Source organism: Barnesiella sp., from assembly GCF_022723415.1.
In the GTDB taxonomy this organism is placed as follows: Bacteria; Bacteroidota; Bacteroidia; order Bacteroidales; family Barnesiellaceae; genus Barnesiella; species Barnesiella intestinihominis.
Genome location: NZ_JAIJHU010000026.1, coordinates 24952 through 41848 on the forward strand (window position 1 = coordinate 24952; position 16897 = coordinate 41848).

Consider the following 16897-nt stretch of genomic DNA (forward strand, 5'->3'; position numbering starts at 1 on the left):
AATTACAAATATGATAAAAAGAATCGCACTATTAACACTTTTAGTTGCCCCTTTATGGTTATCGGCACAGGTTCGTACAGAAAAACTGTTAGAAAAGGGGTGGAAATTTACAAGGGAAGACAATCCCGAATTCAAGACATCGCAATTCGACGATACCAAATGGCAATCGGTCTGTATCCCACACGATTGGGCTATCTATGGTCCTTTCAGTATCAACAACGACAAACAGAACACGGCGATTGTTCAAGACGGACAGAAAGAAGCGATGGAACACGCCGGACGTACCGGAGGTTTACCCTTCGTAGGAACCGGCTGGTACAGGCTTCGATTCGATGTCCCCGAATATACAGACGGAAAAAAATGTACATTGGTATTCGATGGAGCCATGAGCCATGCCCGTGTCTACATCAACGGAAAAGAAGCAGGCTACTGGCCTAACGGATATAACGCATTCTCTGTCAACGCATCGCCTTTCTTAAAACAAGGAGAGAGCAACACACTTGCCGTACGGCTCGAAAACTTTACCGAGAGCTCCCGCTGGTATCCCGGCGCCGGTCTTTACCGAAATGTACACCTGATCGTAACCGACGATGCCCACGTACCGGTGTGGGGAACACAAATCATCACCACCGCACTCACCGACAAATATGCAAAAGTAAAACAAACGACTTCTTGGAATTACCCGTCTGGAAAATCCCTGAGCGACTATGTCATCGTGACTGACTTGGTCGACCATAACGGAAAGATAGTCGCAACGAATCGCAAACAAGGAAGCGATTTCGACAACGACCTATTCGAGCAAGAATTTGTAATAGAAAATCCTGCGGCATGGACTCCTGAGACCCCCGACCTCTACACCTCGATTTCAAAAATATATGAAGGCGATGTGCTGAAAGACCAATACTCGACGACTTTCGGTATTCGCACCGTCGAAGTTCGACAAGGCGAAGGGTTCTTCCTGAACGGCAAACGGGTGCAATTCAAAGGAGTTTGCAATCACCACGATTTAGGCCCGTTAGGAGGTATCGCCAACGAAGCGGGAATACGTCGGCAAATCCGTATGTTGAAAGATATGGGTTGTAACGCCATTCGCACCTCGCACAATATGCCCGCACCCGAATTGATTAAAGCCTGTGACGAAATGGGTATGATGGTCATGGCCGAATCGTTCGACGAATGGGCGACAGCCAAAGTCCAAAACGGATATCACACCGTATTCGGCGAATGGGCGGAAAAAGATATCGTGAACTTAGTACGCCATTTCAGGAATAATCCCAGCGTAGTCATGTGGTGTATAGGGAATGAAGTCCCCGACCAATGGGCGGGCGACAAAGGCCCCAAACTGTCGTTATGGTTACAGAACATCTGCCACCGCGAAGACCCCACTCGTCCCGTCACGCAAGGCATGGATGCCCCGGACGCCGTAGTCAACAACAACATGGCGGCAGTCATGGACGTACCGGGATTCAATTACCGCCCGTTCAAATATATCGAAAATTACAAAAAACTCCCCCAAGAAATCATTTTGGGAAGCGAAACGGCATCGACCATCAGTTCGCGGGGAGTCTACAAATTCCCGGTAGTGCGACGGTCCATGCCCAAATACCCCGACCACCAGTCCTCCTCTTACGATGTGGAACACTGCGGGTGGTCCAATCTTCCCGAAGATGATTTCATACAGCACGAAGATTTGCCCTACTGCATAGGAGAATTTGTCTGGACCGGATTCGATTACTTGGGTGAGCCCACCCCCTATTACTCCGATTGGCCCAGCCACTCCTCCCTATTCGGTATTATCGATCTCGCCGGAATCCCCAAAGACCGCTACTACCTCTATCGCAGCCACTGGAATAAAGATGTGGAAACCCTCCATATCCTACCCCACTGGAACTGGGAAGGCCGCGAAGGAGAAGTAACTCCCGTATTCGTCTATACCAATTACCCCACCGCCGAGCTCTTCATAAATGGCAAAAGTCAGGGGAAACGCACCAAAGACCTGTCGGTAACCGTCCATAACAGTGGAGACTCTCTATCGACGGCGAACTTCAAACGGCAAAAACGCTACCGTCTGATGTGGATGGACACCAAATACGAACCGGGGACTGTCAAAGTCATCGCCTATGATAAGGACGGAAACGCAGTTGCCGAAAAAGAGATGAAAACAGCCGGTAAACCCTATCGTATCGAACTGACAGCCGATCGCGACAAAATCATGGCCGACGGAAAAGACCTCTCGTTCGTAACGGTGAAAGTCGTGGACAAAGACGGAAACCTCTGCCCCACGGCAGCCAATGAAATAACCTTTAAGGTAAAAGGAAAAGGATACTACCGGGCAGGAGCCAACGGCGATCCCACATCGTTGGAATCGTTCCAAGCCCCCCACATGAAAGTATTCTCAGGCATGATGACCGCCATCGTATCATCGACCGAAGAACCGGGGAAAATCACCCTCGAAGCTACATCTAAGGGGTTGAAAAAAGCTACCCTCGTTATCGAGAGCGGCAAATAATCGATACATATAGTTCTGTAACAACGATTCGCCCCTGCGTTTTGTTTCATACAACGCAGGGGCGAATCGTTTAAGAATGGTTCGTAGTTGATGATAGGGAAACCGACCTTCATAAATTGTTTATTCCCGATACCCCCGATTCTGCAAACCACCAATTTTTCAACATTTCCCCGCTTACAGATACACTTCCTATCATACATTCGCATATAGAAGCTATGGTTTATTTATTTCCAAACCCCTCCGTCACTCCATGACACCTCACCCTATATTTTGCGTTGCAAAACACAGGGGAGGAGTTTTAAATAGTTCAATAGAGAAAAACACCCGCGTGAGGCTACGGAACATAGCAAAGGAGGAGGTTTAACACCCTTCTGCAACATTATTTTATCTAATGAGATGATTGTATTTATCCTTCTCCCTTGCCGTGCCCCGTAGCATTGCGGGGTGTTGCGTTAGTGATATAGGGGAGACACCGAAGAAACGACAGTTTCTGAGGAGAGGGGTTAAGAAGAATAACTTAGAATATAATATTAGAAAGAAATGAAGCATTCAACCTCTCCCCCTGTGTCGCACAGCGATATAGGGGGAGTGCCCATAGGGCGAGGGGGTTGAAATATACAAGAACAATCTACACTAATTATCGATGAACCTTAATCTCTACTTACCAAGAACGAAAAAAAATACCCCCGGCACAGAACGCTCTGTATCGGGGGATTTTGCAAGCCGCAAGTGCGGATTTTTTGTTGAATAATTATATGCCTTTCGGCAGCAGGCAACCTGCTTGTTTTCTAATAATCGGTCTTATCTTCGTGAGACTTCAAAACGGTTTCTCAAATAGTTCCGTTTTGTTCCAACATCAACGTTTTGGTAGGCTGGTCGCAAACCTCGGTAGGACCGAAATATTGTATAGGACCGGGATAGACATAGCACGTGTTCATAGCCCACTCGTCACGATGTGAGGCGAAATATTTGAAAGGAGCCCCATCGAGGCGAACCAATGCTTTTTGTATAACAGGTTTCATTTCTCCGTGACGGCGTTCCATATTCATCATCATAGTCACAGGCACGCCCCCGGCAATCCACTCGCTGGCCGGTTTGGTCGTGTTGCGAACCGACGACATATAACCCGTTTTACCCTCGCCTACCAACAGTGCTGCGGTATAACCGAGAGAATAACAATAGTCGGCATCGAAATTGGAAGGATCGGCACAACGGCCTTCGTAACCGAAGAAGTGGAATTGCGTAGCGAATTTACCCACGAATTTCCCTTCGGCTTTCATTTCGGCCAAACGACGTCCGACCATCTCGCCTAACAGTTTTTCGGTTTCGATAAGCGATACCTGAACATTTCCGTGGGGGTCGCGGTCGAGCGTGAGCTGACGGGCGACACCTTCGGGCAGGCTGGCATAGATAGCCGAATTTTCGGGAGAAAGGTGTTTGATGATATAATTGATTTGTTCCGATTTCTTAATCATTGCGAATTCCGAACCGTTCGCAGCCAGATAGTCGTTCAACTCGGCGATAAGGCGCTTCATGGCTGGGATAAATTCGATAAGTCCTTCGGGAATCAACACCGTTCCGAAGTTGTTACCTTTGGCGGCACGGGCAGCCACGATTTCGGCGATATAGTTTACTACATCGTCGAGAGTCATCTGCTTGGCCTCGATTTCCTCTGAAATCAAACAAATATTAGGCTGAGTCTGCAAAGCGCATTCCAAAGCGATATGCGAAGCCGAACGTCCCATCAGCTTGATAAAGTGCCAATATTTCTTAGCCGAGTTACAGTCGCGTTGTATGTTACCGATTACTTCGGAATATACTTTACAAGCCGTATCGAAACCGAAAGAAGACTCTATCATCTCGTTCTTCAAGTCTCCGTCGATAGTTTTCGGGCAACCGATTACCTGAACTCCGGCTCCGATTTGTTTATAATATTCGGCGAGCACGCAAGCGTTGGTATTGGAATCGTCACCACCGATAATAACGACAGCTTTGATACCCAACTCTTTAATAATTTCGAGACCACTGTCGAATTGATCCTTCGTTTCCAGTTTGGTACGTCCCGAACCGATAATGTCGAATCCGCCCGTATTGCGGTAGTCATCGATAATATCGGCCGTAAGTTCCATATATTTATGTTCGATCAATCCGCCGGGGCCTAAAAGGAAACCGAACAAACGACTCTCTTTATTCAGAGCTTTAAGACCGTCGAAAAGACCAGAAATTACATTATGTCCACCGGGAGCTTGACCGCCAGAAAGGATAACACCCACATTGATAGCCGGATATTCTTTCTTTGCAGCTGCTTCGAAACGGAGAACAGGCATGCCGTATGTGTTAGGAAATAACTTAGCGATAGCCTCCTGATCGGCAACCGATTGCGTGGCCTTGCCTTCGACGATGGTAACGCCGTTTTTAATAGCTTCGGGCAACTTAGGCTGATACGAAGCACGAGCGGTTTGAAGTGCACTTTTCTTCATTGTAATCTCTTTTGTTTATGTAAGTTTTATATTTCTTTCGGATTTGCAAATTTCGTATTTTTTTTTCAAAGAGCCAAATACAGAAATATTAAAATCATATCGGACAAAACGGTCGATAAACATTACCCCACGCTTCACTCCTCGTCATACCCGAAAGATTTCCCGGAAAAGAAATCTCCGGTAATCATCAGACGTGAAATATCCCACGCCTGCGTCTGCCTCGAATACAAAGGAGACCGACGGTTTCCCAAAGAACTTCCGTCCCAATAAACGGCACTCTCGACCGGAGTACGGAACAAACTATATCCCAAACCTTTCCAACCGTATTCGTTACACCCCATGACATCGAGCAATGTCGGATATACATCGATTTGCCCCGCCGTCTCTTCATAAGAAATCGTATACGGAGTATTCAATAAAACTAACGCTACCTCACGGTCGGCAAGTGTCCTATGCTCGCGCCCGTCCAACACATTTTTACCCAACTCGTCATGGTCCGAAACAATAGCGATTACCGAGCGTTCGTACAGCCCGCACGCTTTCAGCGAATCGAGAAAACTGCCCAATTGTCTGTCGAGGCTATGAAAAGCCTCCATCGTGTTGACCAACTCGCTCGACTCGGTCGGGTATCGGGAAAGAGCCGTGGGATTGGACGGAGCCTTGTTCGGAGCATGTGTCGAAATAGTCACTATCTGAGAGAAAAACGGCTCTTGTGTCCGTTTCAAAATAGAAAGACTTTCGGCAAACAGAACCGAATCGCTCAAAGTCTCGCTCGCACCGAACGATGTTTTATCATATAAAGTTTCAAAACCGTATGCCGGAGAAGTTTCCGCCTGATTCCAATCCTGTGCCCGATCGCATACGATATTCAAGGTCCGATAACCTTTATCTCTCAACGCATGCCCCAAAGCCGGATAGGTGTTTTCGCCGTACAGCACGGCGGTCGCCCCTACCTTCGCAGGTAAAAGCCCAGTATTGAATATCAAGTGGCCGTCGCTAGACCGACCGTCTTTTACTTGCGGGAGTAAATGGAGAGCCGAAAATGTGCCTTCCTCGACCAGTAGACGATTGAGCCGGGGCATAATCTCCACCCCGTTCACTGTCCGGTTCAATAACCACGAATTCATCGATTCCACGACGATAAGAATAAGATTCCTTCCCGGTTCTACGGCATATCTATTATCACCATAACGCGGCATATCGTCAAGATAAGATTCAACGGTTTTCCGTTCCTCGGCATTCAGCTCTCCACCCTGCAAAAGCGAAGAGACAAACGCATAGCACGTATAAGGTACGACACCGTTAAACACCACGTACTCACGATAATTATAAGGCGTAATGAAAGCCGTCCACGGAGACTCTTGATCGGAAGGCGCACGATGATAAATATGATGAGCTCTGACCGCATAAGAAGACAAAGCTATCGACAACGATACGAAGGCGGCAACCGCTCTGGTACGTGAAGACGGATAATGACGCTGTTTCCTGAAATAGAAAATATACCCCGCCAAAAGTAACAGAGTGGGAAAGAACACAAATATATCGCGTAACCGTATCAATCCCCTCACGCTGTTAAGCAGCACATCGTTGACGTTATTCACGAGAAGGAACGACGAATATGGCATAATATCCTCATAGACACGAGCATATAAAGTCTGGATAAGACAAAAAACGTCGAACAGAAAAAGCGGAATAAACACGACCCACCTCTTGTTCGTAAAAAAGAAAAGAGGCAACGACAATAAAAAAGCATCGCCCACAGTCGGCGCAAAAGCCGAAAGCGTATCGCCCACAGGCTTTCCCTGTGGAAGAAGGATACGCAAATCGAAAATAGTCGAATATTTCAACCCGATATGTAAATATTCGATAGGAAACATAAAGCAACAGACAGTAAGCAGATAAAACAACAGATACTGTCCCTCGCGGTTCCAAGAAAAAACTCGTGCCGAAAATTTATCCAACCACATTTGCATTCGATAACATTCGATGCAAATGTAATGAAATAAAAATTTATAGTATTATTTTATACTGAAATATCCTTTGGTAATTATTTTTTCCGAAATATCCCATGCCTCTATCTGCCGGGAGGCCAAAGAATCGCCTTCGTTACCGTAAACTGTCCCATTCCAACCGGCCGCACTTCCGACCGGAGTGCGCAAAATACTGTAACCTAAACCCTTCCATGCATAATCATTACAATTCATTACATCGAGTAAGGTAGGATAAATATCGATTTGTCCCATAACCGAAGTGTGTGTATATTTCACATCAGCGTTCGCCACGATGAACGCAGCCTCTGTATCGTTATAACCGGGTACTCCGCAAGGAGAGAGTAATTGGTTATGATCCGAGGCTATCGCAATAACTGTATTATCGTACAATCCGTTACTACGAAGCGAATCGACGAACGCTCCGATACAACGGTCGGTATAATGAATAACCTCCATATAATTTCTCACCTCCTCCGGAAACTCAGTAGCACCCGACAACTTCGTCTTCCGATACGGCTCATTATAAGGCTTGTGAGACGTCCCTGTTATCAATTGATAGAAAAACGGCGTTTTCTGCACTTTTATTTTTTCAATAGCCCGTTCCATCAGCACACTATCCGTAACACTTGTTCCACCACCCAATCTATCGATATTCTGGTCATACCCGTAAGCGACGCTTATCTCGGCCTGATTCCAATAATTATTCCCATCGACCGTCATGTTTACCGCCGTGTAATTCCGTCGCTTCAACGCTTTGGCGATAGAATAGTAATCCACATCGTCATATCGGGTAGCGACGGCTCCGCTTTTTAAGGGAAGCAATCCGGTATTGAACATGAATTGCCCGTCGCTCGACCTACCGTCCTTCACTTGTGGCAAAACATGAACTGCTGTAATCGAGTTGCTGTCGTTTACGATCCGGTTCAAACATGGTGTTATTTCTTCTCCGCAAAAGCTCTTGCCGATCACCCACGAGTTAAGCGACTCTACGATAATAAGTATCAAATTTTTGTTTTCATTAACCGAATAGATGTTATCTGCATAACGGGGATAAGCGTCGAGATAATTTTGGATTCGAATTGTTTCTTCTTCCGTCAATTCAGGTTGGGGCAAAAGCGAAGTAGCGGCATGATACAGAATATATCCGCACATTCCATTCAGATCGAAATACAATATATTATTGGGGAAAGTGACAAATCTATCGGTAAGAGAATCATACTGTTTCGATTTTATATCCCGCACCGAAAGAAAAATATGAAAACAGACAAAAACCGACAAGATAACGATCACCGGCCACCATAACCGCCTCCGCTCTTTTTGCACTTTTTTCTGTAAAACAAATTTGTAAAGAACCCCGGTCATCAAAGTAGGAACGATTGCCAGACAGTCGATCCATCGCGCCGAAGCAAAAGCACTTTCCAACAACAAAGGAGTAAGGTTTTCATACAAAAGGAAAGAAGAAAACGGTATTATATCCAAATAGTTCCGGTAATACCATACGGCCGACAAACAAAATACATCGAGCAAAATCAACGGTATAAAAACGAATCCCCGTCTTTTGACGACAAAAAAAGGAGACATCAAAACCATTGCATCGAACAGCGTCTTAACAATATGAGCCGGTATCGACGAAAGCGGATTCGTGTCTTTCACTATTTCAAAATAGAAAAGCCATATACTGGAAAATGCAGATATAAGAACCAACGCAAAAAGAATGAGTGTATAAAAGTTTTTCGAAAAAAATCGAATGACAGAACTCCCTATATCCAAACTTTTACCAATCATTGAAACTACTCTTTCATTTTAGAACAAAATATTTATCCGCTTCCCTAAACGGGTTTGCAAAAATAATTCTTTTAATGAGGCGAAACAACCTCATTTGCTCGATTTCTTTCAATCCGCTCTCGATAAAACATTTATTAAAAGACAAAACAAAATAAAATTAAATTCATAGCTTTGTTTAATATTATATGATTATCGGATAAAAAAGAGAACTACAATCATTTTTTCTCCTTCGTATCGAACAGAAAATAAACATCTCGAACATGAAAAAAAGGTATATATTGCTCGTTCCGGTAGGCGGCCTTGCCAATCGCATGAAAGCGATCGACTCGGCAATTAAACTAAGCCGAAAAACAAATAGCGAGTTACATATTATTTGGTTCAAAGACCGAGGATTAAATTGCCGTTTCGACCAATTATTCGAACCGATCGATTTACCGAATGTAAAAGTAACGGAGGCTACATGGAGCGATTACCTGCTTTACGACAGGCCCCGGCAGAAAAATATTTTCATTCCCCGTCTTTTTCAAAAGGCAACCTTCGATAACTGTATCTATGAAAAACAGGCCTTACACCTTTTTTACGAGAACTTCGATTTTTACGACTGGGCAAAGAATAGGAAAGTATATATAGCCTCTTTCGTATATTTTTATTCTCCCGAAGATGAAAATGACCGCTTCTCCGTTTTTCGTCCTCTTGCTTCCATCTTGCAAGAAATAGATACCCGTTGTTCCCTCTTCGGAACAAATACAGTGGGTGTCCACATTCGCCGGACCGACAATGCTCTATCTATCGCACAAAGTCCTACCCGTTTATTTATCGAGCGTATGAAAAAAGAAATAGAACAGAACGGCGACACGACATTTTACCTTGCCTCCGACTCCGAGGAGGACAAACGCTCGATTGTAAATCGGTTCGGAAATAGAGTGTTCACCTCTGTCCACAAAGCCGACCGTAACAGCTTGGAGGGTATGCAAGAAGCGCTGATAGAGCTATACCTCCTATCGCGTACCCGCCATGTATTGGGATCGGTACACAGCTCTTTTTCCGAAACGGCAGCTCAAATCGGCAAGATATCCTACGAATTGTTGCGCGACGTTCGCCCCGATAAATAATTCCGGCCATGCACGGGAACAAAATAGATTCGGGAAGATTTGAAACTGTCCCGAATCTATAACCTCTATCGCACGATACAGCGCATCATGGCCGCAGCTTGTTCCGGGCGGCACAATATCTCATATACAAGAGCCGCACAAGTATAACAAACGACCGGTATCAACGAAGGAAGTAACTCATAACTCTCGGCATCGCGGGCAGGATAAGCGGCATAACGAGCCGACCTCACCCGATGAGAAACGACATGCACAGGAAGCGAGTAATAATCGATACGTTTCTGGCCTTCTTCGTTCGATAAAACACATACGGGTGTCGAACAGCCTCCCCGAGTATAAAAATTGAACTGCAACTCATATTCGGGAGACGTTTTATCGATAAATTCCGTAACAGGTTGCCTCCACCCGTCCATACAAAACTCAGCCATACGCCACACATCATCGGGCAAAAGTACATATCCGCTACCGTCGGACGAACGCTGTGGCCGCAACAACGAAGCGCAATCTGTCAAAGGCAACGACGATACCGGTTCCGTTGCCCATACGGCAAGCAAGGCATCCGGCATTTTCTCCCGTATATATCGCTCTACCCCTATCCCTGCGGTCATCACGATGTCGGAATCGAAAGAATCGGTTAGCTCCTCCATGTTCGCTTTAACCCGGTCTACCAACTCATCTACACTTACTTTCATCACGCGCCTTTCTTCTGTCTCACAAAATTATTCTCGTCCACATAAATATCACCCTCCGAAAGAATATCGGTCCATTTTTTTAATGCACAATTCAACCCGTCGGCAGTAAACAAACTGCGGTAAACCGGTAATCCGGTCCCATCGAGACGAGAGATTTCGATTTGCCGAGGAGAAATCGACACCTCGCACGAACCGTTTTCAATGGGCCGAGTCATTTTTAACAAAGCCTCTCCGGCTGCATCCAACCCTATTTGAAAAACTTTATCGCCATCACCCGAATAAACGACAATCCCCTTTTGTAAAGGACTTATCACGACTTCTCCATCTCCAATGGGCACACGCAACTCCCCGGCCTGCGACAAAAAAGTTCCTGTTTCTTTATGACTGATTTCACCATTGCACAACTCCCACGAAGAAAGCTCGCTCGACACCCGAATAGTTTGCTGCCCATCGAGCAAAACCAATCCGTTGGGCTTCAATTTTATCTCGTCGGCTATGGCACAAAAACGAGAAAGTTCTTCCCAATCATTCGAAGATGCCGGCGAAGCTGTCGTGCTACCTACCGAAAACTTCACCTGATAGTACTTACCCATAAAATAAACCACATCGGCGACTCCACCGGTACATCGATAAGTGAAAGATGGATTCCACGTCCCTCGGTAGAGATAAACAGGACGCACGGCATCGTCGAACGTCAATGGAGTCACATAATTCCGCCATGCAGTTCCGTCCCACACAAGGGTGATAATTGCCGACGAATCTGTCGTCACGGTCATTGCCGCCGATCCTTTCAAGGCAGGGAAAACATAAGCCCCTTTACCTCCGGCCACATAGATGAAACAAGCCTGCACACCGCTTTCGACTGCCGGGCTGAAAGTCGCCGGTTCGGTGATAATACCCATGAACGGAGAAGGAGCCGCATGATTCGTATCGTACCACGAACGACCGGTAGAATCCCATATCCAAATGGATTGAGTTTCTCCATTGATAAAAAACTCTCCCGGCAAACCGCCCTCGGGATATGCCGAGAGAAGAGATGCCAACCCATAATAAAATCCCAAGCACCCGTTTTGTCCTCGCAAATGATTGTGTATAGTCGTTCTCATCGCTTGTTCCTCTTTTTTAATTGTGAAAAAATCAAATTCAACCGTTCGGCCGCTTGCTCGATAAGAGCAGGAGAGGAGACTTCCTCGTCAGAAAGCCCGTACGGCTCTCTTCTCAAATAATCCCTTGCGTCCTGCCAAGAGCGAACCTCCGGTACTAACGTATAAATTTTCTCTTCCGATGCCGGCTGTGCGACGTCCGACAATTTGAATCGTCTCCCATACCCCCGACTATTTTCCATAGCCCGCTGCAACTGTTCGTCGGCCGTAGAAAAAATTCCGTTTACACCGTCACTGGCAAGAAATTGTACCCGACGAGGTACACCGTTCACATCGACCGAGGTAGATAGGTTTCCCAACCGGGTCTGATAAATCTTCATCATATCATTATATTTAATTTAAAAACTATATAGCCCCTCGCCGAAACAACCATATCTCTCTCGCAAGAACGGCTGTATAAAAATTTCTCCCGTGCCATGTAACACAACAGTTTCAAACAACCATATAAGAGAGTGACACGAAAAAACACAGTTTCGAGGAGAGGCCGAATTTTAGAAAAAGGGGAGCCGGGTAAGATGTCCCGGTCGCCCCTCAGTCCCCTTGAATCATATCACTTATTCTTCATCGGGTATGACCGGCTCGATACGCATGTGAGCAGCCGGATAGCGCAATGTCAAACAACTGGCCTCGGTCAGTACCAACGCATCGGTATTGCGTACCCCCGATTTTTTCAAATCGAGTTCCTGCGAGTCGAACGGGACATGAGACCATTTCTGGATAAATTCCGGGTCGAAAATAAATCCGTAGTCGCTCATGCCGCAATCGTCGAATACCTCCGAATAAAGCACATACAGCTTCCCGAACTTCGATTTGATTTCCGAGAAGTCGATGCCCCACTGAACCTTATCTTCGCGGGCCATCACCACTTTGGTCATCTCTATCTTATTGATACGGCCGATAAACGAAGAACCGCCAATCAACACCTTCCGTTTATTCCCTCCGTTCCCGGTAAAAGCCTGTCGCATCATATCGATCAAATCGTTCTGTGTCATCTCCACAGTAGGATTGTAGGTATAATGATTTCCGGCCTGCCACCAGATACCGCCCGTCAGCATCACATTCTCCTTTTTACGAGGGTCGAAAATCATGTTCTTCACACCGAACATAAAACTCTTTTCCATACCCAATCGCATATCGTAAATAGCAGCTTCCTCAGCATCCGAGAAATCCCATTCGACCTCTTTATTCGCTATTTTTTGGAAAGTCGATTGCTCGATCTGCATTTTGAATATCTGGCAAAAATTCTGACTCTTGATAGGTAAAGCGGCGAATTGTGCCGTCTGCACATCGAGTTCCGTTGCCGCACGCCCCATACGGATAAGCGGCGTATTCACGGGAATAGACGGCACGCAGTTGGTCACCGAACCTATTTTGGAACCATTGATGGGATAGACGGTCAATGCCCCCGTATCCTCGTCTTTTGCGGCGATATAAAGTACCAAGTCGGCATTCGACATCTCCCCGTCGGGATCATACCCTTTTACACCTTGAACCAACAAAGTTTCCGACACCTCGAATATGCTGTTGTCCACGGCATTGATAGTCGCCTTTTTATGCGAGTCGTTAACGGTCGATGCTCCGGGAGCCACATACGAGGCCTTCATATATGACTTGGTAGGTTTCACATCGACCGAATAATAATCGACAATCATCGACGAAGCCTTCCGTGAACCGTTCCACCGTGATAACTGATCGATAGGCGTGGACATCGGTCGTATTTTCACGATACGTTTATCCACTTCGCTACGCAACAGAGAGGGACTCCCTTCACGAACAATATCGGTCGTCAACGGTTCGTTGGATACGATTTTTCCGCCCGACATACCCGGCACGATCGCCGCCAATGCCAACCCGGCATCGAACAGTCCGTCCCAAACTTGCCAACACAGTACCAACAATACGAAACCGGTCAACCAAAGAAGCGGCTTTTTCCATTTCAATAAAAAATTTTTCATCTCTCTTTTCATTTTAGAATACAATAAAAACATAAGAATTAGAATAATTTAGAAGCTGTTTCAATCCCCTTTTCAAAAATCTACAAGTCCCACACGCTACGGCGGCGACGGTTTCCGAATACAGGCGAAAGATCGGAATCGGGCTCGAAACTGCCGCCGTTTCGTAAAGGAGGTAATGAATCGCCGTTACGTTCCCGTTTCTCGAAAACGATACGCTCGTTACGTCCACGCACCTCGGCTTCCCGCTCGGCACAAGACAAGTCACGATCGTAATACAACCCCTTGAAAAGTAACCCGAGAACTTCGTCGTTCAATTCTCCCATAAACACATGGTTGCACAAATGATACACCCGATCGAGAAAACCCTCGAACTCCTCGTCGCTCATTCCTTTCTCCGACTTGAAACGCTCCATACAACGAGTGCTGTTTTTCAAGTTCTCCCGCATTTGGTTTTCCAATTCGCTGAATCGTGCCATGCGTGATAGGTACTCGTCGTTCGCCTTACGAACCTCTTCCATGCGACCCTCGTCCTCGGCACAATCGAGCATATCTTTCCCGAAGTAACGCACACAAGCGATAAGAGCATCCTCCCCGCCGATAACGTCCGAGATAAACGCTCCCATTTTCGGGTTCGACATAAACAATTTGCACAACTTGCTCTGGTCGTCGGCAAGACGCTCATACCGTTCGTTCCGATACGAGTCGTATTCCTCCAAAGCATCGAACAAATCGTCGTCGCTATCGACCCTCCGGGCAGGATATCGATGTAAGATTCGTTCCACGAGCAAATCGCGTGATTTTCGCAGATTGCGATTTTCTTTTTGATAATTCTTTTCCATAAATTCAATGATTAGTTTAGCCATATATGGTACGGCAAAGTAAACCCCGGTCGAGGCCGTTTTTATGGCAGCTTCATACATTATACCTCTTTCTCGAAAGATTTCACGACAAAAGATGAATTACCGAAAAAATTCTTTATTTTTGTCCTGCGAGCGAAAAGAAGAGCCGGCTAGGCATAAAAAACAAACGAATTTGTTTTATTCTGCACCCGCCTTTCATTATTTTTGCAACACGATCGTCGGAGCCTGCCTACACCTCGTTCGGTCTCCCCATCGTCAGACAAAACATACTAAATAACATATAACTATGGCTATCACACCGTTTAAGTATCAACCCATGTTCCCGCTCGGCGAAGACACGACCGAGTATTATTTGCTCACGAAAGATTATGTATCTGTAAGCGAGTTCGAAGGGAAACCCATCTTGAAAATCGAAAAGGAAGGTCTTACCGCTATGGCGAACGCCGCCTTCCGCGATGTATCGTTTATGCTTCGCCGTTCGCACAACGAACAGGTAGCTAAGATTTTGAGCGATCCCGAAGCCAGCGAAAACGATAAATACGTAGCGCTCACCTTCCTCCGCAATGCCGAAGTGGCCGCCAAAGGAGTACTTCCTTTCTGTCAAGACACCGGTACGGCAATCATTCACGGAGAGAAAGGCCAGCAAGTCTGGACGGGATATTGCGATGAAGAAGCTCTCTCCCTCGGCGTTTACAAAACCTATACCGAGGAAAACTTGCGCTACTCCCAAAACGCGCCCCTTACCATGTACGACGAAGTAAATACCAAATGTAATCTTCCCGCACAAATCGACTTGGAAGCTACCGAAGGTATGGAGTATAAATTCCTCTGCGTCACCAAAGGCGGTGGATCGGCGAATAAGACATACCTCTACCAAGAAACGAAAGCCATTCTCAACCCCGGGACACTCGTTCCTTTCTTGGTGGAAAAAATGAAAACATTGGGTACGGCAGCCTGTCCGCCCTATCACATTGCATTCGTCATCGGCGGGACTTCGGCCGAGAAAAACTTGCTCACCGTGAAACTGGCATCCACCCACTACTACGATAGTCTGCCCACGACCGGAAACGAATTCGGACGAGCATTCCGTGACATCGAGTTGGAAAAACAAGTCTTGGAAGAAGCGTACCGTATCGGACTCGGCGCACAATTCGGCGGTAAATATCTGGCACACGACGTACGCATTATCCGTCTGCCCCGCCACGGAGCCTCCTGCCCGGTAGGATTGGGAGTGAGCTGCTCGGCCGACCGAAACATCAAATGTAAAATCAACAAGGACGGTATTTGGATCGAGAAACTCGACAGTCACCCCGGCGAGCTCATTCCCGAAGAACTCCGCCAAGCCGGTGAAGGCAACGCCGTTAAAATAAACCTCAACCAACCTATGAGCGAAATTCTCAAAGAGTTGGATAAATACCCCGTTGCCACACGTCTGTCGCTCAACGGAACGATTATCGTCGGTCGGGACATTGCGCACGCCAAACTCAAAGAACGGCTCGACCGAGGCGAAGACTTGCCGCAATATATCAAAGATCACCCCATCTACTATGCAGGTCCGGCAAAAACGCCGAAAGGCATGGCCTGCGGGTCGATGGGTCCCACGACAGCCGGTCGAATGGATCCCTACGTAGACCTCTTCCAAAGTCACGGAGGTTCTATGATTATGTTGGCAAAAGGGAACCGCAGCCAAGCTGTCACCGACGCCTGCAAGAAACACGGAGGATTCTACCTCGGCAGTATCGGAGGTCCGGCCGCTATCCTCGCTCAAAACAATATCAAGAGTATCGAATGCCTCGAATATCCCGAACTCGGCATGGAAGCCATCTGGAAAATCGAAGTGGAAGATTTTCCCGCATTCATTCTCGTCGACAACAAAGGCAACGATTTCTTCAAACAAATCAAGCCTACATGCCCGGCCAAGAAATAATTGGACAAACTATCTATCCGTAAAGAAAGAGCTGCCGATTGGCAGCTCTTTCTTTATAAACACCCCTCAATGAGACACAGAAGGAAAGGTCGAGAAGTATTCCAACTTCTCCTCTGTTCCGATTTATGCACGACACCCCGTAATACTACGGGGAAACGGCTGATGAAGAGGGGAATACCCTATTTTATTACTAAAACTATCCTTATGCAATGATGAGAAAGTCTACATTTAGAACGCGAGAGATGTGCATATCGCCATTGAAGCGAAACTTTAAACCTCCTTTCCCTCCATGTCCCCGTAGCTTTATAGAGTATTTCTGTTTCACAATCGGAAACATTTAAAACTCCTCCCCTGTGTTTTGTAACGCAAAATATAGGGGAGGTGGCACGTAGTGACGGAGGGGTTGAAAACGACATCTCATCAGTC

The 16897-nt window shown here is 46.4% G+C and carries 11 protein-coding genes; 3 read left to right on the forward strand and 8 right to left on the reverse strand.

Annotated features, from left to right (window positions below):
- Positions 1 to 10 precede the first annotated feature (10 nt).
- The gene (locus tag QVD32_RS06830; protein WP_118687496.1) at positions 11 to 2509 is read left to right on the forward strand and encodes a glycoside hydrolase family 2 TIM barrel-domain containing protein; all 2499 of its coding nucleotides are present in this window, start codon (positions 11 to 13) and stop codon (positions 2507 to 2509) included.
- A gap of 830 nt (positions 2510 to 3339) precedes the next feature.
- On the opposite strand, the gene QVD32_RS06835 is transcribed toward QVD32_RS06830, so the two are convergent.
- The 3 genes from QVD32_RS06835 to QVD32_RS06845 all read right to left on the reverse strand — a co-directional run bounded on the left by QVD32_RS06835 (position 3340) and on the right by QVD32_RS06845 (position 8765).
- Positions 3340 to 4989, reverse strand: a complete 1650-nt coding sequence (locus QVD32_RS06835; protein WP_021892263.1) for a diphosphate--fructose-6-phosphate 1-phosphotransferase — start codon at positions 4987 to 4989, stop codon at positions 3340 to 3342.
- A gap of 134 nt (positions 4990 to 5123) precedes the next feature.
- Positions 5124 to 6962, reverse strand: coding sequence for an LTA synthase family protein (locus QVD32_RS06840; protein WP_021892264.1), 1839 nt, complete (start codon positions 6960 to 6962; stop codon positions 5124 to 5126).
- Positions 6963 to 7007: 45 nt separating this feature from the next.
- The gene (locus tag QVD32_RS06845) at positions 7008 to 8765 is read right to left on the reverse strand and encodes an LTA synthase family protein (protein WP_118687495.1); all 1758 of its coding nucleotides are present in this window, start codon (positions 8763 to 8765) and stop codon (positions 7008 to 7010) included.
- 260 nt (positions 8766 to 9025) lie between these two features.
- On the opposite strand from QVD32_RS06845, the gene QVD32_RS06850 reads away from it, so the two are divergent.
- Positions 9026 to 9877, forward strand: coding sequence for an O-fucosyltransferase family protein (locus QVD32_RS06850; RefSeq protein ID WP_021892267.1), 852 nt, complete (start codon positions 9026 to 9028; stop codon positions 9875 to 9877).
- A gap of 65 nt (positions 9878 to 9942) precedes the next feature.
- Here QVD32_RS06850 and QVD32_RS06855 read toward each other — a convergent pair whose 3' ends face one another.
- The 5 genes from QVD32_RS06855 to QVD32_RS06875 form a co-directional block, all read right to left on the reverse strand.
- Complete coding sequence (locus QVD32_RS06855) at positions 9943 to 10566, reverse strand: hypothetical protein (protein ID WP_021892268.1); 624 nt, start codon at positions 10564 to 10566, stop codon at positions 9943 to 9945.
- Positions 10566 to 11672: a hypothetical protein gene (locus QVD32_RS06860; RefSeq protein WP_021892269.1), complete on the reverse strand. Its 1107-nt coding sequence runs from the start codon at positions 11670 to 11672 to the stop codon at positions 10566 to 10568. Before QVD32_RS06860 ends, QVD32_RS06855 begins: the two co-directional genes overlap by 1 nt.
- Complete coding sequence (locus QVD32_RS06865) at positions 11669 to 12052, reverse strand: hypothetical protein (protein WP_147401617.1); 384 nt, start codon at positions 12050 to 12052, stop codon at positions 11669 to 11671. Before QVD32_RS06865 ends, QVD32_RS06860 begins: the two co-directional genes overlap by 4 nt.
- Before the next feature lie 231 nt (positions 12053 to 12283).
- Positions 12284 to 13684 (reverse strand): SU10 major capsid protein, encoded by a 1401-nt coding sequence (locus QVD32_RS06870; RefSeq protein ID WP_229033639.1) that lies wholly within the window; start codon positions 13682 to 13684, stop codon positions 12284 to 12286.
- Positions 13685 to 13764: 80 nt separating this feature from the next.
- Entirely contained in the window at positions 13765 to 14523 is a 759-nt protein-coding gene (locus QVD32_RS06875) for a hypothetical protein (protein ID WP_229033640.1), read from the reverse strand.
- A 307-nt stretch (positions 14524 to 14830) separates the two neighbouring features.
- Between QVD32_RS06875 and QVD32_RS06880 the strand changes: the two genes are divergently transcribed.
- Positions 14831 to 16471 carry a fumarate hydratase gene (locus tag QVD32_RS06880; protein ID WP_021892273.1) on the forward strand — a complete coding sequence of 547 codons (1641 nt, stop codon included), beginning with the start codon at positions 14831 to 14833 and terminating at the stop codon, positions 16469 to 16471.
- Positions 16472 to 16897 lie beyond the last annotated feature (426 nt).

Excerpts from the sequence above, each read along its gene's own strand:
- QVD32_RS06830 (WP_118687496.1), top strand. The coding sequence starts at position 11 with ATGATAAAAAGAATCGCACTATTAACACTTTTAGTTGCCCCTTTATGG.
- QVD32_RS06835 (WP_021892263.1), bottom strand. The coding sequence starts at position 4,989 with ATGAAGAAAAGTGCACTTCAAACCGCTCGTGCTTCGTATCAGCCTAAG.
- QVD32_RS06840 (WP_021892264.1), bottom strand. The coding sequence starts at position 6,962 with ATGCAAATGTGGTTGGATAAATTTTCGGCACGAGTTTTTTCTTGGAAC.
- QVD32_RS06845 (WP_118687495.1), bottom strand. The coding sequence starts at position 8,765 with ATGATTGGTAAAAGTTTGGATATAGGGAGTTCTGTCATTCGATTTTTT.
- QVD32_RS06850 (WP_021892267.1), top strand. The coding sequence starts at position 9,026 with ATGAAAAAAAGGTATATATTGCTCGTTCCGGTAGGCGGCCTTGCCAAT.
- QVD32_RS06855 (WP_021892268.1), bottom strand. The coding sequence starts at position 10,566 with ATGAAAGTAAGTGTAGATGAGTTGGTAGACCGGGTTAAAGCGAACATG.
- QVD32_RS06860 (WP_021892269.1), bottom strand. The coding sequence starts at position 11,672 with ATGAGAACGACTATACACAATCATTTGCGAGGACAAAACGGGTGCTTG.
- QVD32_RS06865 (WP_147401617.1), bottom strand. The coding sequence starts at position 12,052 with ATGATGAAGATTTATCAGACCCGGTTGGGAAACCTATCTACCTCGGTC.
- QVD32_RS06870 (WP_229033639.1), bottom strand. The coding sequence starts at position 13,684 with ATGAAAAATTTTTTATTGAAATGGAAAAAGCCGCTTCTTTGGTTGACC.
- QVD32_RS06875 (WP_229033640.1), bottom strand. The coding sequence starts at position 14,523 with ATGGAAAAGAATTATCAAAAAGAAAATCGCAATCTGCGAAAATCACGC.
- QVD32_RS06880 (WP_021892273.1), top strand. The coding sequence starts at position 14,831 with ATGGCTATCACACCGTTTAAGTATCAACCCATGTTCCCGCTCGGCGAA.